Source organism: Streptomyces sp. TAA204 (genome assembly GCF_000424965.1).
This window is the reverse complement of sequence record NZ_AUKW01000011.1, coordinates 106,029-123,723: the sequence shown is the minus strand read 5'-3', so window position 1 is coordinate 123,723 and position 17,695 is coordinate 106,029. Positions and strand designations below refer to the sequence as shown.

The window sequence follows — 17,695 nt, the reverse complement described above, 5'->3', positions numbered from 1 at the left end:
GACGGCGCCGCGCGGCCCTTCGCGCCGCTGCGGGAGACCCTCACCATGTCGCAGCGCAGCGTACGGCTGACCATGCGGGAGGTCGACGGGCTGCTCACGGCCCTCATCCTGCCCGTGATGATCATGCTGCTGTTCGTCTACCTCTTCGGCGGGGCCATCGAGACCCCCACCGCTCAGTACGTCGACTTCGTCTTCCCCGGCGTGCTGCTGATGTGCACGGGATATGTCTCCGCCCTGACGGCGACCAGCGTCACCCGGGACATGAGCGAGGGGATAGTCGACCGCTTCCGTTCCATGGGGGTGGCGGGCGGATCCCTGCTGGCGGGCCACGTCGTCGCAAGCCTCGTACGCTGCTGCTACGCGTCCGCGCTGATGCTGGTCACGGCGCTTCTCATCGGTTTCCGTTCGCATTCCGGCGTGCCGGCGTGGCTGGCGGCGGCCGGTCTGCTGGTGATGTTCGTGGTCACGGTCTCGTGGCTGGCGGCGGTGTTCGGCCTGCTGGCGCGTACGCCGGAGGGCGCGGGCGGTTTCAGCTTCGTCATCCTCTTCCTGCCCTACGCCAGCGACGGCTTCGTGCCGGTCGAGTCGATGCCGGGCTGGATCCAGGGCTTCGCGGCGAACCAGCCGGTGACGCCGGTCATCGAGACGCTGCGCGCCCTGCTGCACGGCACACCGGTCGGCCCGGAGTGGTGGACGGCCGTGGCGTGGTGCGCGGGGATCACCGTGGTCTCCCTCGTGCTGACCGCCGTACTCTTCCGCCGCCGTACCGCCTGAGCGGCGCGGGTCGCGCAGCCGCCGTGCCTGCCGTGTATCCGCCGCCTCAGCCGGGGAAGCGGGACGCCAGCCCGTCGACGAGGGCGCGCAGTCCGGTCTCGAACGCGCCCTCGTCCACCCGCTGCTGGTGCTCGGCCAGCAGGTGCGCCTGGTCGAGGTGGGGGTAGTCGCGCGCGTACAGCGCGGCGTCGTCGATGAACCCGCGGGCGAACGAGCCGAGCGCCGAGCCCGCCACGAAGTAGCGCATGAGGGCGCCGATGTGGGTGGCCTGCGCCTTGGGCCACCCCGCGTTCGTCATGCCGCCGAACACGGCGTCCGCGATGCGCAGCTGGCTCGGGCGCCGGCCGGGTCCGCGGGCGAGGAAAGGCACGATGTTCGGGTGCGCGGACAGCGCCGCACGGTAGGAGCGCGCCCACTCCACAAGGGCCCGGCGCCAGTCGGTGCCGTCGGAGAACATCGACACCTCCACCCCCTCGCAGACGGTGTCCGCGACCGCGTCGAGGATCTCGTCCTTGTTGCGGAAGTGGTGGTAGAGCGAGGGCCCGCTCACTCCGAGTTCGGCTGCCAGGCGCCGTGTGGAGACCGCCTCCAGCCCCTCAGCGTCCACGAGGGACAGCGCGCACGCGACGATCCGTTCGCGGCTGAGCAGGGGCTTGGGAGGTCTGGCCATGGGACGCATACTAGAGCGGCCGGAGCCGGAAACTAGCACCGCTAGTTGCATCGCTGCGACGTCCGGGGCGCGGCCGCGCCGTGGCGGCCGGGCAGATCCGATGTGCAGGAGCTAAGCAGCTGCTCAGTGGCCCGTTGTATGGTGTTCGCCGGTCGAAGGAAGGGCGGACGCGATGGCATCCAAGGCGGCATCCCGGGCCGTGAGGTCCGAGGAGGAGAACCGGGCGAGCGCCGACGAATCCTTCGAGGGCGTCAGCCCGGACGCCGCCCGGCGGCTGCTGCTCGGCGCGGTGGAGGCATTCGCGGAGCGCGGCTTCCACGCCACCACCACCCGGGACATCGCGAGCCGTGCCGGCATGAGCCCTGCCGCGCTCTACATCCACTACAAGACCAAGGAAGAGCTGCTCTTCCACATCAGCAAGGTCGGCCACGAACGTTCTGTCAGGGTGCTCGCCGAGGCCGCCGACGGCGGTGGCGGTGACGCGGACCGGCTGGCACGCGCCGTGCGGCTGTTCGTGCGCTGGCACGCGGAGCACCACACCACCGCACGCGTCGTGCAGTACGAACTGGCGGCGCTCGGCGAGGAGCACTACGAGGAGATCGTCGGACTGCGCAGGCGCAGCGAGGAGATCCTGCGCGGAGTGCTGGCCGGGGGCCGGGAATCAGGCGAGTTCGAAGTGGCCGACCTGCGCGGCACGACGCTCGCCGTGATGTCGCTGTGCATCGACGTGGCCCGCTGGTACAGCCCCTCCGGGCGCCGGACCCCCGACGAGATCGGCACGCTCTACGCCGACCTCGTCCTGCGCATGGTCGCCCCGCAGCCGGCCGCCGGCTGCGAAGGCGCCGCGTCTCACCAGAAGTAGCGGCTGAGGGTCTCCGCGACACATACGGGCTTGTCGCCGCCCTCCCGCTCGACAGTCACCTTCGCCGCCACCTGGATGCCCCCGCCCGCCTCGCTGACGTCCACGAGCTCCGCACGGGCGCGCACCCGCGAGCCGGACGGCACCGGTGCGGGGAAACGCACCTTGTTGACGCCGTAGTTGACGCCCATGCGTACGCCGTCCACGCGCATGATCTGCGGTACGAGTTCGGGGAGCAGGGAGAGGGTCAGATAGCCGTGCGCGATGGTCGTACCGAAGGGGCCGTCCTTCGCCCGGGCGGGGTCGACGTGGATCCACTGGTGGTCGCCCGTCGCGTCGGCGAACATGTCGATCCGCTTCTGGTCGATCTCCACCCAGTCGCTGACGCCCAGTTCCTGACCGACCGCTGCCACCAGCTCGTCGGTCGAGGTGAAGAGACGGGGCTCCGCCATCGGTGCAACCTCCCGCATGCGTCGTGCGCCGCCGCGTTGCTAAGCGCTCGCTCAGCATGCTGGGCGGCGCCGCGTGTGTCAACGCTGCCCGGGCGTACTGCCGCAGGCGCGGCCCCGTTCCGGCGCGGCCTCGTTCCGGCTGCTTCCGGTCCGCTGCTACGGCCTGACGGAGGTCGGCCCTGAGGTGATCCGGGGGAGTGTGAGGGTCAGGCCCGCGCGGCGGCCATCGGTTCCCGTCCGGAGCGGAAGCTCCGTCGGCCGGCGAAGCGGATGACGTCTTTCCCGACGTCCTTGTCCATGGCGGTGATCATACGGCGCAGCACTTCCGCGAGCCGAGGTGTGGGCGGCGTCGACGGGTCACACGGCAACAGTGACCGGCCGCCCCACGTCAGGCGGTGCCATTCGTCGTGCGGCGCCGGCTGTCTGATCCCGAGGCGTTTCTCCGCTCTGCGGCGGGAGGCGACCTCGGACTCGTACGCGAGCCAGACGGACCGCGCCTCCTCCAGCTCCTCCAGCGCCGAGACGAGGAGTTCGGGATCGGGTTCACGGTCGTCGGGTTCGAAACCGGCGCGGGCGCACAGGTGTTGCCATGTCGCGCGGTGCCCGTACGGCGCGAAGCGCTCAAGGCACTTCCGCAGCGCCTGGCGGCGCTGGGACGGTGCCCTGTAGGGGTCGCGAACCTGCTCTGCGAGGGCTCTGAAACCGGCCAATCATCCCACCTCCGACGGACTGGACCCGACTCGTCGGCGATGTGACGTAACTGCCGCGCAATCGGATCCCCCCGTTGCGAAGTTCGTATGCGTCATGTCGTCCCGGCTGTTCGCCGGCACCAGCCTTCCGGAATCGGTGAACTACCCCGCGGCGGGAGCGGCACGCCCCCACGGCGGGGATTCTCACGGGGTACTCATGAGTCCTCACGGATCTCTCATGAGCCGTGAAGACCTCGCGACGGCGGGCGGCGTCCGCCGAGGGGAGGGAATCGGCGGATCGCTGCGGGCGTGCTCCGGCTCCGGAGGGGAAGCGCTTGCTGGTGGCCGTACGGTTGAAGCCGGGAGCAACCGCGGAGAGGGGGAGGCGGGCACCGTGACGGAAGGCCGTACCGCTGCGGACCCGTCCGTGAAGATCGAGACCACGGTGCCCCGTCCGGCCCGCATCCGGAACCACTGGCCGGACGGCACCGACAACTGTCCCGTCGACCGTGAGCCCGGGGGCGAGTTCGCCGGGATCTTCCCCGGCACCGTCGACGCCGCACACCGCTCCCGCCGCTTCCCCGCCGCCCGCGCCGTGCGGGACCTCGTCCGCCCGCTCCCGCGCGTGCGGCGCCATCCCGGCCGTCGAAGTGGGCAGCGGCGGACGGTCTGACAGCCGGGCGGGAACGCGCGAGTGCGGCCGCTGTTGCGATACCGGCCGGGACCCGCCCTTCCCTCCGCACATACCGACTGGTTAGTCTGCCGCAGCGGGGAGAGCCGAAGCGAACCAGCGAAGGGGAGTTGCGGGCATGGAGTCATTGCGCGACAGCGGCGTGGTCGTCACCGGTGGGGGCGGCGGAATCGGTGCGGCACTCGCCAGGCGCTTCGCGGCGGAGGGCGCCAGGGTCGTCGTCAACGATCTGGACGAGGCCAAGGCCAGGACCGTCGCCGGGGAGATAGGCGGCATCGCCGTGCCGGGTGACGCCTCGACCGTCGTGCCGGCCGCCCGGAAAGCACTCGGCGGCACGATCGACACCTTCTGTGCCAACGCCGGTGTCGCACCGCACGGCGGGCCGGAAGCCCTCGAGACGGCGTGGGAGACCGCGTGGGACGTCAACGTGATGGCGCACGTACGGGCGGCGCGCGAACTGGTCCCCGAATGGCTGGAGAAGGGCCGGGGCCGCTTCGTCGCCACCGTCTCCGCCGCGGGAATCCTCACCATGCTCGGCTCGGCCCCCTACAGCGTGACCAAGCACGCGGCACTGGCCTTCGCGGAGTGGCTGTCGGTCACCTACCGGCACCGGGGCATCGACGTGCACGCCGTGTGCCCGCAGGGCGTGCGGACCGACATGCTCGCCGGGACCGGGACAGCCGGCGACCTCGTGCTCGCCGAGACCGCCATCGAGCCGGAGGCCGTGGCCGAGAGCCTCTTCGAGGCGATGGGGCAGGGCCGCTTCCTCGTACTGCCGCACCCGGAGACCGCCGGATACTACGCGGCGCGGGCCGGCGACCCCGACCACTGGCTGGGCGGCATGAACAAGATGCAGCGCAGGCTCGAAGAGCTGCTGGAGCAGGAGGCGCGCGAGCGCAAGGACGGTGCGGGGACGGCCGGGGACGGGACGGCCGAGTCGCGGAAGGAGGCCGGGCGTTGACGGTCACCTACGAGGACAAGCCCTGGCTGGCACAGCTCAACGACGTACAGCGTGCGCCCGTGCACCCGCCGGAGACCGTGCTCCACGCCTTCCGGGACGCCGTACGCGCCGTACCCGGCCGCACCGCACTTGCCTACTTCGACGGACGGCTCAGCTACAGCGAGACCGACACCCTCTCCGACGGCGTCGCCGCCCACCTCGCCGCCCGCGGCCTGGACCGGGGTGACCGGCTGGCACTGATGCTGCAGAACAGCCCGCACTTCGTGATCGCGCTGCTGGGCGCCTGGAAGGCGGGGGCGACGGTCGTGCCCGTCAACCCCATGTACAAGGCCGGCGAGGTCGCGCACGTCCTCGCCGACGCCGGCGCGGCGGCGCTGGTGTGCGCCGATCGCGCGTGGGAGGGCGGGCTGCGCGCGAGCGCCGCCGCCGCGTCCGTACGCATCGCGCTGACCGCCTGCGAACTCGACCTGCAGACCCGTGACGACAAGCGGGTGCTCGACTTCGAACGTGCCGCGCCCGCCGGCGACGCCGACGATCTCCTCACCGTCGCCCGCTCGGGCGGCGGCGCCCCCCAGGGGCGTGAACTCACCGGCGCGGACACGGCGTTGATCAGCTACACCTCCGGTACGAGCGGCACCCCCAAGGGCGCCATGAACACCCACGCCAACATCGCCTACAACGCGGAACGGCAGCACACCGGCCTCCAGCTACCGGACGGTGCCTGCATATTCGTGCTCGCGCCGCTCTTCCACATCACCGGGATGGTCTGTGAGCTGTCCGCCTGCATCGCCGGACGCGGCACCCTGGCGATGTCCTACCGCTTCGAACCCGGCGCCGTACTGGACGCGTTCGCGGAACACCGCCCCGCCTTCACCGTCGGCCCCTCCACCGCCTTCATGGCTCTGGTCGCCCGGCCGGAGGCCACGCGCGAGCACTTCGCCTCCTTCCACGTCCTCTCCTCCGGCGGGGCGCCGGTGCCGCCGGCGCTGGTGGAGAAGCTGAGCGCTGCCTTCGGCCCGTACCTGCGCAACGGCTACGGGCTCACCGAGTGCACCGCGCCCTGCGCGTCCGTGCCGCCGCACCTGAGGGCACCCGTCGATCCCGCGTCCGGGACCCTCGCCGTCGGCGTCCCCGGCCCGGACACGGTGGTGCGCATCCTGGATGAGGACGGCAGGCCGGTGCCCTTCGGGGAGCCGGGCGAGATCACGGTGCGCGGACCGCAGGTCGTGCCGGGCTACTGGCGTCGCCCCGAGGAGTCGGCCGCCGCCATCCCCGACGGTGAACTGCGCACCGGCGACATCGGTTTCATGGACAGCGACGGCTGGCTCTACGTCGTCGACCGCAAGAAGGACATGATCAACGCCTCCGGGTTCAAGGTCTGGCCGCGTGAGGTGGAGGACGTCCTCCACAGCCATCCCGCGGTGCGGGAGGCGGCGGTCGTCGGTGTGCCCGACGCCTACCGGGGCGAGACGGTCAAGGCGTACGTCAGCCTCCGCCCGGACGCGTCGGCGGGGCCGGAGGAACTGGTCGGCCACTGCAGGGAGCGGCTGGCGGCGTTCAAGTACCCGCGCGAGATCGAGGTACTGGCGGATCTGCCCAAGACGACCAGTGGGAAGATCCTGAGACGGGAACTGCGTTCACGCGGTGACAGCGGTGACAGCGGTGACAGCGGTGACCAGCCGTGACCGTGCGGCCGGCGGTTCCGGCACCCGGCACGCGCACGCGGCGGACGGGCGCACACAAGAGAGGCAGGTGAGGCTCATGGCCACGCCGAGAACGACATCCCGGGGCGACGTGGGCGGCAAGGCGCCGGCGGGCGGTGCGCCGCCGCCCGTCCCGCAGCGGCTGATGGCCGCCGCCACGCGCCTGTTCTCCGAGCGCGGGTACGACAGAACCTCGGTGCAGGAGATAGTCGAGGCAGCCGGCGTCACCAAGGGCGCGCTGTACCACTACTTCGGCTCCAAGGACGATCTCCTGCACGAGATCTACGGCCGGCTGCTGCGGCTCCAGCAGGAGCGGCTTGACACGTACGCGGACGCGCAGGAACCCGTCGAGCAGCGGCTGCGCCGTGCCGCCGCGGACGTCGTCGTCACCACCATCGACAACCTCGACGACGCCCGCATCTTCTTCCGCTCCATGCACCAGCTCAGCCCGGAGAAGCAGAAGCAGGTGCGGGCGGAACGGCGCCGCTACCACGAGCGGTTCCGTGACCTCGTGGCGGAAGGACAGCGCTCCGGCGTCTTCCACGACGCGACGCCGCCGGACCTGGTCGTGGACTACCACTTCGGATCGGTCCACCACCTGAGCAGCTGGTACCGGCCGGACGGTCCGCTCACACCGCCGCAGGTCGCCGACCATCTCGCCGACCTGCTGCTGCGTGCGCTGCGACCGTGACGCCCGCGGCTCCGCACTGTCCGGCCGTGCGCGGCCGGACAGTGCGGAGCCGGCCGGGCACGTCATGCACGTCCCCGCACCCGGGTATGCACGTGCACCTGGGTCCCACGCACGACGAACCAAGCAACGCGACGACACCCCGGAGGTAGCACGGTGAAGGCATGGCGGGTCCACAAGAACGGCGAGCCGCGCGAAGTGATGGGTCTGGAGGACGTGCCCGACCCCGAACCCGGCCCGGGGGAAGTGCTGGTGCGGGTGCGCGCCGCCAACGTCAACTTCCCCGACGCGCTGATGTGCCGCGGTGAATACCAGGTCAAGCCGTCCTTCCCGTTCACTCCGGGCGTCGAACTGTGCGGCGAGGTGCTGGCAGTGGGGGAGGGGAGCGGGGAAGAGGCGCCGGCCGTGGGCGCCCGCGTCATCGCCCAGCCCTCGCTGCCCGCCGGGGGCTTCGCGGAGCGTGCCGTCGTCAGCGCGGCGAGTGCGCGCAGCGCGCCGGAGGCGCTGGACGACGCGGAGGCCGCCGCACTCCACATCGGCTACCAGACCGGCTGGTTCGGGCTGCACCGCAGGGCGCGGCTCCAGCCCGGCGAGACGCTTCTCGTGCACGCGGCTGCCGGAGGGGTGGGAAGCGCGGCCGTGCAGCTGGGGAAGGCGGCGGGCGCGCGCGTCATCGGCGTGGTCGGCGGGGAGTCCAAAGCCCGGGTGGCCCGGGAGCTGGGCTGCGACGTCGTCGTGGACCGGCGGCAGGACGACATCGTGGCGGCCGTGAAGGAGGCGACGGACGGACGCGGCGCGGACGTGGTCTACGACCCCGTCGGCGGCGACGCCTACGCCAAGTCCGTCAAGTGCATCGCATTCGAGGGGCGTGTCGTGATCGTCGGCTTCGCGAGCGGCGCCGTGCCGACACCGGGCCTCAACCACGCGCTCATCAAGAACTACGCGATCCTCGGACTGCACTGGGGCCTGTACAACACCAAGGACCCCGCCGCGGTGCAGGCCTGCCACGGGGAACTGACCGCGCTCGCCGCGGACGGATCGGTCAAGCCGCTGGTGAGCGAGCGGGTGCCGCTGGAGGAGGGCGCCGACGCTGTCCAGCGGGTCTTCGACGGCATCACGACGGGACGGGTCGTCATCCAGCCCTGAGCGGGCGGCGGCCGCCCGCCGCCGCTGGTGGCCGCCGGGGCCGCCCCGGACCGACCCGGAGTTCCCACTCCTCGACGCGGAGCGCGGTTTGCGCCTCCGGTCGCCTGCGAGAAGGGCCTGGCCCTGTACGGGTCCGGCCCGAATCCGGGCGCGGAGAACCGTGACTGTGGGCTCCGCCCGTCGCCGGTCACGACCTTCTCGACAGCTTCAGCCTCGCCCTCGGCGGGTCACTGAGCTGCCGGGCCCCGGCTCCCGGCCGCGGCCAGCGCAGCGTCGAGGCCGTCGAAGCGCAGCACCGCCGTGACGCGGCCGTCCTCGACGCGGAAGAGGGTCGCGAGGCGTACGGGAGCGCTACCGCTCCCGGCGTCCGGACGGCCCGGCCATGTGGCGTCCTGCTCGACGACGACCGTCTCTTCGTCCACCGGGTGCCAGGAGACGGGGGTCAGGCGGATGCCCGAATGTCCGATCCAGTCCAGGAGCAGGGTAATTCCGGTGGTTTCGCCCCGGGGACCTCCCAGCAGGATGCCGTCCGCCGACACCGATCGTGCGGCGTCGAAGTCCCGTTCGTTCACGGCCCTGTGCCACTTGCGCACCGGCGGCCAGTCCTCACCCACTTCTCCACCCTTCCATGCGATACGCATACACTGTATATGCGTATCACATGGAAAGGCCGCTGTGAGGAGGCAACGATGACCGAGAACGCCGGGCCGGGCCAGACGCTGTTCCGGTTCGTGAGGTTCTGGGCGCGGCGATGGACCGGCGCCGGGTCCGGTGTCGAAGCCGAACGCGGACGGGACGTCATGGTCACCGAAGCGGTCTCGGCCCACGCCGACGGCGGCGCGACCATCAACGAGGTGGCCCGCGAGCTGGGGATCGACCAGTCGGGAGCCAGCCGCATGGTCGCCCAGGCGGTCGATCGCAGCTATCTCGTGAAGAGTTCCGCAACCGACGCGCGCCGCCGCGTCGTTCACGTCACCGATGCCGGCCGCGAGCTGCTCTCCCATGCCCACGCGTGGCAGGAGGCGGCTTTCGCCGAACTGACCGCCGGGTGGACCCCCCACGAGGTGGCCCGGTTCAGCGAGTTGATGGCCAGACTCGTCGCGACACAGGAGAAGAACAGCGCCGCCGACCGGTGAAACGGACGCACCGCAGGCGGTGGTGCGGCGGAAACCCGCACACACCCACTGGCGGTCCCTCCCCTCCTGCGATTGGCGCCTGTCCCCGGTCCGGGAGGGAACGGGCGTCTCCTTGCCGCCCCGCCCGCCCGTCCGTACGGCAGCGCCCGGAGGGCATCCGGCGCCCAGGCCGCGGAGGACTACTCGGCGGCAGCGGCGTAGCGCTTCAACTCCCGGCGTGCCAGCGAGCGCTGGTGAACTTCGTCCGGTCCGTCCGCGAGCTGGAGCGTGCGGGCGGCTGCCCACAGTTCCGCCAGTGGGAAGTCCTGGCTGACGCCGCCCGCGCCGTGCAGCTGGACCGCCCGGTCGAGGATGTCCACGACCGCCCGCGGTGTGGCGATCTTGATGGCCTGGATCTCGGTGTGCGCACCCTTGTTGCCGACGGTGTCCATCAGCCAGGCCGTCTTGAGGACGAGCAGCCGCAACTGCTCGACCTGCACCCGGGCGTCGGCGATCCACTCGCGCACCACGCCCTGCTCGGCCAGTGGCCTGCCGAATGCCGAACGCGCGTGAGCCCGGCGGCACATGAGCTCGATCGCGCGCTCCGCCATCCCGATCAGCCGCATGCAGTGGTGGATGCGCCCCGGCCCGAGACGGGCCTGCGCGATGGCGAAACCGCCGCCCTCCTCGCCGATGATGTTGGACGCCGGCACCCGCGCGCCGTCGAAGACCATCTCGGCGTGCCCGCCGTGGTAGTGGTCCTCGTAGCCGTAGACCTGCATGGCCCGGCGCACCTCGAGCCCCGGGGTGTCGCGCGGCACCAGCACCATGGACTGCTGGCGGCGGCTGTCGGCGGCGTCCGGGTCGGTCTTGCCCATGACGATGAAGATCTTGCAGTCGGGGTGCATGGCGCCGGAGATGAACCATTTGCGGCCGGTGATGACGTACTCGTCGCCGTCCCGCCGGATGCGCGTCTCGATGTTCGTCGCGTCGGAGGAGGCCACGTCCGGCTCGGTCATCGCGAAGCCGGAGCGGATCTCACCGTTGAGCAGCGGCTCCAGCCACTTCCTGCGCTGTTCGGCGTTGCCGAACTCCGTCAGCACCTCCATGTTGCCGGTGTCCGGGGCCGCGCAGTTGACGGCGGTCGGCGCCAGTCGCGGACTGCGGCCCAGGATCTCGGCAAGGGGCGCGTACTGGAGGTTGGTCAGCCCGGCACCGTAGGTACGGTCGGGCAGGAAGAGGTTCCACAGGCCGTGCTTGCGTGCCTCCTTCTTCAGCGCCTCCACCACCGGCGGTGTCTGCCACGGCGATTCCAGCTCGGCGCGCTGCTCGTCGGCGACGGCCTCCGCCGGATAGACGTGCTCGTCCATGAAGGCCCCGAGCTGCCTGCGCAGTTCTTCCGTACGGGCGTCGTATGCGAAGTCCACTTGACCTCATCCCTTCCGCAGCGTGGTGAGTCCGTTGTCGATGAAGACCGGGACGAGGTCGCCTATCCGGTCGAATCCCGCGCCGACGGTCTGGCCGAGCGTGTAGCGGTAGTGGATGCCTTCCAGAATCACCGCGAGCTTGAACCAGGCGAAGGCCGTGTACCAGTTGATGCGTGAGACGTCGCGTCCGGAGGCGGCCGCATAGCGCTCGATCAGTTCCTCGGGCCGGGGGTGGCCCGCGGCCTCGGCCGTCGTACTGACCGGTGCGTCCGGGACGTCGAGGCGTTCGCTGTACATCACCAGCAGCCCGAGGTCCGTCAGCGGATCGCCGAGTGTGGACATCTCCCAGTCCAGTACCGCGGCGATACGGTCGTCCGCGCTCGCCAGCACGTTGTCCAGACGGAAGTCGCCGTGGACGACAGTGGGTCGGGGCGAGACGGGGAGCTGCCGCCCCAGGGAGTCGTGCAGTTCGTCGATCCCGGCCAGCTCCCGGCTGCGCGAGGCCCCCAACTGCTTGCCCCAGCGGCGCAGTTGCCGCTCCAGGAAGCCCTCCGGGCGTCCGAAGTCCTCCAGTTGCACGCTCTGCGGGTCCACCGCGTGGAGGGCGACGAGAGTGTCCGGCAGTGCCAGCACCAGCGCCCGTGTGCGCTCCGGGCCCAGCGCGGCAAGCTCACCGGACGTACGGTAGGGCGTGCCCTCCACCTCTTCCATGACGTAGAAGGGCGCGCCGAGCACGTCGTCGTCCTCGCACAGCAGAACCGTCCCGGGCACGGGCACGTCCGTGCCGCGCAGTGCCGTGATGACCCGGTACTCGCGTGCCATGTCGTGTGCGGTGGCCAGCACATGGCCCAGGGGCGGACGGCGCAGGACCCAGCGGCCCCGGCCGTCGGTGACTCTGTAGGTCAGGTTGGAGCGGCCGCCCTGGATCACCTCGGCCCGCAGCGGCCCCTGGACCAGGCCGGGCGACTCCCGGTCCAGATGTGCGGCGAGCCGCCCGAGGTCGAGCCCGGGCGGATTCTCCTTGCTCATGCGTGCGCGCTCCTCTGCGTCGACGGGGTACAGCCTCGCTGGGACGGCTTCGGCTGCGCCGGCCTCGCTGCATGGACCGGACGGACGACCGCCTCGATCATGCCGACTAGTCGGTATGGCGTCTAGGGGTGTACGGCGGCCGGCGGCCCCGAAAGCCCCTCATGTGACGAGGCCCACGCCCCGCGCGGCCTCCCGGCGCGCTCCTGAGCGGTCTGCGCCCGCCCCGAGCGCTGCACGGGCTCAGGCGTGACACTCGACCGGCCTGCCGCCGTTCATCTGCTCCATGTCCCCCCACACGGCCAGGATGTCCAGCGGTTCGCCGAGCGGACGTCCCTCCAACTCGGCACAGGCACGGTGCAGGTTGGCCACCAGCCGTTCGCTCTCCGCCAGTTGCGCGAACTCACCCAGGTCGGCCTCCCGTGCGGCCTGCAGCGGGGAGATCCCGCGCCGGTGCGCGGCGCGGGCCAGCCCGTCCACGAACCGCAGATAGCGCTCGACGGTGTCATACACCTCCGGTCCCGCCGGCGGACCGTGCCCGGGTACGACAGTGCGGGCATCCAAGCGGCGCAGCCGGTCGAGCGCGTGCAGCGACCCGCTCAGCGAACCCATCGGAACGAAGGGTGTTCCGCGGTGGAAGACGATGTCACCGGTGAAGACGACGCTCTGCTCCGGCAGCCACACCACGGTGTCCCCGGTGGTGTGGGCGACGCCGGGGTGCAGCAGCCGCACCTCCGTCTCCCCGATGTGCAGCGCCAGTTCGTCGTGGTAAGTGAGGGTGGGGGCGGTGACGGTCACGTCGCCGAAGTCGACGTCCGGCCAGATCATGTGGAGTTGGCGTCCCGCCCGCAGCGTCTCGGTGCGGCACGCGGTGTGCCCGATCACGGTGGCGCCGGGTGTGAAGAGGGCGTTGCCGTAGGTGTGGTCCCCGTGGTGGTGAGTGTTGACCACCACGGTCGGCAGGGGCGCGCCGCTCGCCAGCAGTGACTCGCGCAGCCGCTGCGTACGGGGAAGGGTGGCGGCGGTGTCCACGAGCAGCGTCGTGCGTCCGTCGCTGACCCAGCCCGCGTTGTTCAGGCACCAGCCGCCGTCCGGCTGGATGTAGGCGTGCACGCCGTGCGCGAGCTTCTCGGTGTACGGCTCCGAGGCCAACGGCTCGTCCCCGTGCGCTGTGACCGCTGCCCCTGACGTCATCCGTGGCCCTCTCTCTCGCGTATGCCACCGCCCGTGCGTGGTCCGCGGCGGTGGTGCTGCACAGCGTGTCAGCAGTCGGCATCGCGAGGCTACGCCGTGGATGCCACCGCTTCGGCCCGCTCGCAGTGCACGCTGTGACACCCCGAACAGCAGTGCGTGCAAAGCCCGTTGAGGGCTCCGGCAGTCCGGGACGCGCCGCCGGCCCACCCGTCCGGCCGCCGCGGCCGCGGCGGTCCCGCTCACCACAGCAGCAGCACCCCCACGGCCACCATCGCCACCGTGCACAGTGCCGCGGCCCGCACCAACCCGGGCCCCGAGCCCGCCGGACGCCCCGCCGTCATCGCCGCGATCCGCCGGTGTGCCAGCCCCAGGAACGCGAGCCAGGCCAGGACACCCGCCGCTGCGGCGGCCGCTTCGAAGGGGGAGACGCCGCCGCTGCCGTACAGGGCGTGCCGCACGCCCAGCCCGACGGCCACGGCGAACGTGAGCGTGGTGCGCCGCCAGGCGAAGCGGGTGCGCTCCGGTTGCGCGGCGGGGTCCCGAGCCTGGGGAGCCGTGCCGGCGCCGTTCACCTGCCGGCCCCCAGCACCACCGCGACCAGCACCAGGAGCGCTGCGGTGCCGGTGGCTGTCGCCAGCAGCACGGGGAAGCGCGAAACCGGCAGGTCCTCGCCTCGCCGCATGGCCCGCTCGCAGCGCATCCAGTGGTTGACCGCGCGGAACGCGCACAGCGCCGCGCACGCCAGTACGGCCACCGAGATCGCAGTCCGTACGTCCGTCCGGAGCTCTGTGAGGAACTGGTCCACGGCGATGCCGCCCGCGACGAGCGCCAGCGCGGTGCGGATCCACGCCAGGAAGGTGCGCTCGTTGGCGAGTGAGAAGCGGTAGTCGGGCGTGCTGCCCTCCGCCCGGAGGTCCTGCGGAGCGAACCACAGCCGGAGAGCCGCCCTGAGCCGGTCGATCATGAGGACGAGCCTACGGCCCGGCCTCCCGGCGCGCTCCGGCCCAGGCGGTGCCGCGGATGCGGTGCCGCGGCCGTGCGGGCGCCTGAGCCCGTCCTACGGCCCCTCCTGCTGCCGGTGCCATGCCCGCAGCCGCCGGTGGCACTCCAGCCCGTCCGGTACGACGTCCCACTGCGGCAGCCGCCGCTCCACCTCCTCGGCCGGCAGGAAGTCCCACCAGCCGATCTCCTCGGGCTGCGGCCGTACGGGCAGGGCGCACCGCACCTCGTAGACCCGCACGAACCAGCTGTGCCGGGGTGTCTCGAAGAGGAAGGTGAAGCGCGGCTCGGGACGCGGCAGCCCGCGTACGCCCAGCTCCTCCTCGGCCTCGCGCAGCGCCCCCGCGTCGTAGCTCTCGCCGGCGCCGACGACACCGCCGACCACCACGTCGTACATGGAGGGGAAGACGAGCTTCCCCGGTGTGCGCCGGTGCACGAAGATCCGTCCCCTCGGATCGCGTGCCTGCACGGCGGTGCAGCGGTGCCGCAGCCGCCGGGCCATCACCTCTCCGCGCGGAGCCTGCCCGACAACCCTGTCCTGCGCGTCCACGACGTCGAGCAACTCGTCGGCCTGGTGCGGCTGCTGCGTCATCCGGTCTCCCGCATGGGGCCATCCCATCATCCGCGGCGGGGTGCCCAGCACGTCGAGTGGGGGTTACTCTCCGGTCACCAGATCTTCCGGTGGGCAGCCGGGAGCGGACCGGGTGGAACAGGTGGGACGCATGGCCTACGACGCCGATGTCATCGTGATCGGAGCGGGACTCGCCGGGCTCGCCGCCACGGCCGAACTGGCCGACGCCGGACGCAGAGTGATCCTCCTCGACCAGGAACCCGAACAGTCCCTGGGCGGTCAGGCCCACTGGTCCTTCGGAGGTCTCTTCTTCGTCGACTCCCCGGAACAGCGCAGGCTCCGCATCCGCGACAGCCACGAACTGGCCTGGCAGGACTGGCTGGGCACGGCGGGCTTCGACCGCGACGAGGACCACTGGCCGCGCCGCTGGGCGGAGGCGTACGTCGACTTCGCGGCCGCTGAGAAGCGCGCCTGGCTGCGGCAGCAGGGTCTGAAGATCTTCCCCGTCGTGGGGTGGGCGGAGCGCGGCGGCTACGGCGCGAACGGACACGGCAACTCTGTGCCCCGCTTCCACATCACCTGGGGCACCGGTCCCGGGCTCGTCGAGCCCTTCGAGCGGCGCGTACGGGCGGGTGCCGAGCGGGGGAGCGTCGAACTGCGCTTCCGGCACCGCGTCACGGGGCTCTCCCGGGGGTCCGGCAGCGTCGACACCGTCACCGGCGAGATCCTCCGCCCCAGCGACGCGGAACGCGGCAGGGCGAGCAGCCGCGACGTCGCCGGCTCGTTCGAACTGCGCGCGCAGGCCGTCATCGTCACCTCGGGGGGCATCGGCGGCAACCACGACCTCGTCCGCGCCAACTGGCCGCGGCGGCTGGGCACTCCGCCCGAGCGCATGCTCTCCGGGGTGCCCGCGCACGTGGACGGCCTGATGCTCGGCGTCACCGAGCAGGCGGGCGGCCGTGTGATCAACCGCGACCGGATGTGGCACTACACCGAGGGCATCGAGAACTGGGACCCGATCTGGAACCTGCACGGCATCCGCATCCTGCCCGGCCCGTCGTCGCTGTGGCTGGACGCCACCGGCAAGCGGCTGCCCGTACCGCTCCACCCCGGCTTCGACACCCTCGGCACGCTCGACCACATCATGCGCTCGGGGCACGGCCACACGTGGTTCGTGCTCAGCCAGAAGATCATCGAGAAGGAGTTCACTCTCTCCGGGTCCGAGCAGAACCCCGACCTGACGGGGAAGGACGTCCGGGGCGTGCTGGCACGGGCGAGTTCGGGTGCGCCGGGGCCCGTGCAGGCGTTCATGGACCACGGTGCGGACTTCGTCATCGAGCGTGAACTGGGCGCCCTGGTACGGCGGATGAACGAACTGACCAGCGACAAGCTCATCGACGAGGCCGTGCTGCGGAGCGAGATCGAGGCACGCGACAGGGAGATCCGCAACCCGTTCACCAAGGACTCCCAGGTGACGGCGATCCGCGGTGCGCGCAAGTACCTGGGGGACAGACTGATCAGGGTCGCGAGTCCGCACCGGCTCCTCGACCCCAAGGCGGGGCCGCTGATCGCCGTACGGCTGAACATCCTGACGCGCAAGTCGCTCGGCGGGCTGGAGACGGATCTCGACGCGCGGGTGCTCACGGAGGGCGGAGAGCCGCTGCCGGGTGTGTACGCGGCGGGGGAGGCGGCCGGCTTCGGCGGCGGAGGCGTCCACGGATACCGCTCTCTGGAGGGGACGTTCCTGGGGGGCTGCCTCTTCTCCGGGCGCACGGCGGGGAGGGCTGCCGCGAAGGCGGTGGCGTAGCGAGCGGGACGCCGGTGTCCGTCACCCGGCCGCCAGCCGAGCCAGCAGGTCCCGGCTGGCACCGGCGACGGAGGGCTGAATCCCCAGCTCTTCGAGCATGGCCGCCGCCGCGGCCATCTCGGCCGTACGGCGGACCGCGTGCCGGTGGGTGCCCTCCACGAGGCGCTCGACCGTCGAGGCGTCCGCCCGTGCGAGCTCCGTGGCGATGTTCTCCCGGAGCCAGTCCTCGCAGCCGGCCGCGCGTGCTGCCGTCAGCGCCTCGACCACAGCCGCTGCGAGCCCCTTGAAGAACACGCTGCGCAGCAGCTTGCGCTCGGCTGCCGTGCCCGGCCCGCCCTCGACGCACTCGACGGACGCCCCCAGGTCGCCCAGCAGCCGGGCCGTCCGCGCTGCGCCGTCTCCGCTCGCCAGCATCGGCACCCGCAGTCCGCGACCCGGCACGGGGGCCATGACGGCCACGTCCGCGAAGGGCACGGCGTGTTCGGCGGCCGTGCGGGCGAGGTCCCGTTTGGTGCCCGGCGATGCGGTGTTGAGGTCTGCCCACAGGGCTCCCGGCCGCACTGAAGGGAGGGCGGCACGGAGTGCGCCGTCAGCGGCCGAGGCGCTGTTCACACTGAGCACGAGGCCGGCTCCGTCCGCCGCGGCGGCCTCGCTGTCCGTCGCGGTGACGCCTTCCGGCACGGTCACGCCACGCGCCGTGGTGATGCCCGGTACGCCGGCACCGTGGGCCGGTGCGGACAGCGCTGCGGGATCGTAGCCGCGTACGATCGCACCGGCGCGCGCCAGACCGGCGGCGAGCGAGCCGCCGGCCTCTCCGAGCCCGAGGACGGCTACGACGGTGGGGGACTGTGGGCCGGGGGCATCGGCGTTCGGTGATCCGTCCGGGAGCATGCCGCTACACTAAGCCTGCACAAAATTGTTGA

The 17,695-nt window shown here is 71.8% G+C and carries 20 protein-coding genes; 9 read left to right on the top strand and 11 right to left on the bottom strand.

Going from position 1 to position 17,695, the window contains the following annotated elements:
• Positions 1 to 27 precede the first annotated feature (27 nt).
• Positions 28 to 774: an ABC transporter permease gene (locus tag H343_RS0118350; protein ID WP_028432345.1), complete on the top strand. Its 747-nt coding sequence runs from the start codon at positions 28 to 30 to the stop codon at positions 772 to 774.
• 46 nt (positions 775 to 820) lie between these two features.
• Here H343_RS0118350 and H343_RS0118345 read toward each other — a convergent pair whose 3' ends face one another.
• Positions 821 to 1,444, bottom strand: a complete 624-nt coding sequence (locus tag H343_RS0118345) for a TetR/AcrR family transcriptional regulator C-terminal domain-containing protein (protein ID WP_028432344.1) — start codon at positions 1,442 to 1,444, stop codon at positions 821 to 823.
• A gap of 172 nt (positions 1,445 to 1,616) precedes the next feature.
• Between H343_RS0118345 and H343_RS0118340 the strand changes: the two genes are divergently transcribed.
• Positions 1,617 to 2,306 (top strand): TetR-type transcription factor C-terminal domain-containing protein, encoded by a 690-nt coding sequence (locus tag H343_RS0118340; RefSeq protein WP_078505841.1) that lies wholly within the window; start codon positions 1,617 to 1,619, stop codon positions 2,304 to 2,306.
• Here H343_RS0118340 and H343_RS0118335 read toward each other — a convergent pair.
• Positions 2,294 to 2,755, bottom strand: a complete 462-nt coding sequence (locus H343_RS0118335; RefSeq protein WP_028432342.1) for a MaoC family dehydratase — start codon at positions 2,753 to 2,755, stop codon at positions 2,294 to 2,296. The genes H343_RS0118340 and H343_RS0118335 overlap by 13 nt on opposite strands.
• A gap of 206 nt (positions 2,756 to 2,961) precedes the next feature.
• The gene (locus H343_RS31400; protein WP_486586945.1) at positions 2,962 to 3,465 is read right to left on the bottom strand and encodes a hypothetical protein; all 504 of its coding nucleotides are present in this window, start codon (positions 3,463 to 3,465) and stop codon (positions 2,962 to 2,964) included.
• 217 nt (positions 3,466 to 3,682) lie between these two features.
• Between H343_RS31400 and H343_RS34930 the strand changes: the two genes are divergently transcribed.
• The 5 genes from H343_RS34930 (at position 3,683) to H343_RS0118305 (ending at position 8,633) form a co-directional block, all read left to right on the top strand.
• On the top strand, positions 3,683 to 4,117 hold the full coding sequence (locus H343_RS34930; RefSeq protein ID WP_158679579.1) for an SAM-dependent methyltransferase: 435 nt from the start codon (positions 3,683 to 3,685) through the stop codon (positions 4,115 to 4,117).
• A 136-nt stretch (positions 4,118 to 4,253) separates the two neighbouring features.
• Positions 4,254 to 5,096, top strand: a complete 843-nt coding sequence (locus H343_RS31395) for an SDR family oxidoreductase (protein ID WP_078505839.1) — start codon at positions 4,254 to 4,256, stop codon at positions 5,094 to 5,096.
• Positions 5,093 to 6,781 (top strand): AMP-binding protein, encoded by a 1,689-nt coding sequence (locus tag H343_RS31390; RefSeq protein WP_051265491.1) that lies wholly within the window; start codon positions 5,093 to 5,095, stop codon positions 6,779 to 6,781. Before H343_RS31395 ends, H343_RS31390 begins: the two co-directional genes overlap by 4 nt.
• Before the next feature lie 76 nt (positions 6,782 to 6,857).
• Complete coding sequence (locus H343_RS0118310; RefSeq protein WP_078505861.1) at positions 6,858 to 7,490, top strand: TetR-type transcription factor C-terminal domain-containing protein; 633 nt, start codon at positions 6,858 to 6,860, stop codon at positions 7,488 to 7,490.
• A gap of 153 nt (positions 7,491 to 7,643) precedes the next feature.
• On the top strand, positions 7,644 to 8,633 hold the full coding sequence (locus tag H343_RS0118305) for an NADPH:quinone oxidoreductase family protein (protein WP_028432339.1): 990 nt from the start codon (positions 7,644 to 7,646) through the stop codon (positions 8,631 to 8,633).
• Between the two features lie 227 nt (positions 8,634 to 8,860).
• On the opposite strand, the gene H343_RS0118300 is transcribed toward H343_RS0118305, so the two are convergent.
• Entirely contained in the window at positions 8,861 to 9,274 is a 414-nt protein-coding gene (locus H343_RS0118300) for a nuclear transport factor 2 family protein (RefSeq protein WP_051265489.1), read from the bottom strand.
• A gap of 48 nt (positions 9,275 to 9,322) precedes the next feature.
• On the opposite strand from H343_RS0118300, the gene H343_RS0118295 reads away from it, so the two are divergent.
• On the top strand, positions 9,323 to 9,769 hold the full coding sequence (locus H343_RS0118295; RefSeq protein WP_037904206.1) for a MarR family winged helix-turn-helix transcriptional regulator: 447 nt from the start codon (positions 9,323 to 9,325) through the stop codon (positions 9,767 to 9,769).
• A 179-nt stretch (positions 9,770 to 9,948) separates the two neighbouring features.
• On the opposite strand, the gene H343_RS0118290 is transcribed toward H343_RS0118295, so the two are convergent.
• The 6 genes from H343_RS0118290 to H343_RS0118265 all read right to left on the bottom strand — a co-directional run bounded on the left by H343_RS0118290 (position 9,949) and on the right by H343_RS0118265 (position 14,986).
• Complete coding sequence (locus H343_RS0118290; RefSeq protein WP_028432336.1) at positions 9,949 to 11,175, bottom strand: acyl-CoA dehydrogenase family protein; 1,227 nt, start codon at positions 11,173 to 11,175, stop codon at positions 9,949 to 9,951.
• A 6-nt stretch (positions 11,176 to 11,181) separates the two neighbouring features.
• Entirely contained in the window at positions 11,182 to 12,204 is a 1,023-nt protein-coding gene (locus H343_RS0118285) for a phosphotransferase family protein (RefSeq protein ID WP_028432335.1), read from the bottom strand.
• A 240-nt stretch (positions 12,205 to 12,444) separates the two neighbouring features.
• Entirely contained in the window at positions 12,445 to 13,395 is a 951-nt protein-coding gene (locus tag H343_RS0118280) for an MBL fold metallo-hydrolase (protein ID WP_051265488.1), read from the bottom strand.
• A gap of 239 nt (positions 13,396 to 13,634) precedes the next feature.
• Positions 13,635 to 13,967, bottom strand: coding sequence for a DUF202 domain-containing protein (locus H343_RS0118275; RefSeq protein WP_028432333.1), 333 nt, complete (start codon positions 13,965 to 13,967; stop codon positions 13,635 to 13,637).
• Positions 13,964 to 14,359: a DUF202 domain-containing protein gene (locus H343_RS0118270; RefSeq protein ID WP_028432332.1), complete on the bottom strand. Its 396-nt coding sequence runs from the start codon at positions 14,357 to 14,359 to the stop codon at positions 13,964 to 13,966. Before H343_RS0118270 ends, H343_RS0118275 begins: the two co-directional genes overlap by 4 nt.
• 93 nt (positions 14,360 to 14,452) lie before the next feature.
• A complete protein-coding gene (locus H343_RS0118265) occupies positions 14,453 to 14,986 on the bottom strand; it encodes an NUDIX domain-containing protein (RefSeq protein WP_028432331.1) in 534 nt (177 codons plus the stop codon).
• 130 nt (positions 14,987 to 15,116) lie between these two features.
• Here H343_RS0118265 and H343_RS0118260 point away from each other — a divergent pair, with 130 nt between their 5' ends.
• Positions 15,117 to 16,772 carry an FAD-binding dehydrogenase gene (locus tag H343_RS0118260; RefSeq protein ID WP_028432330.1) on the top strand — a complete coding sequence of 552 codons (1,656 nt, stop codon included), beginning with the start codon at positions 15,117 to 15,119 and terminating at the stop codon, positions 16,770 to 16,772.
• Positions 16,773 to 16,793: 21 nt separating this feature from the next.
• Here H343_RS0118260 and H343_RS31385 read toward each other — a convergent pair whose 3' ends face one another.
• Positions 16,794 to 17,663, bottom strand: coding sequence for a DUF1932 domain-containing protein (locus H343_RS31385; protein WP_051265487.1), 870 nt, complete (start codon positions 17,661 to 17,663; stop codon positions 16,794 to 16,796).
• Positions 17,664 to 17,695 lie beyond the last annotated feature (32 nt).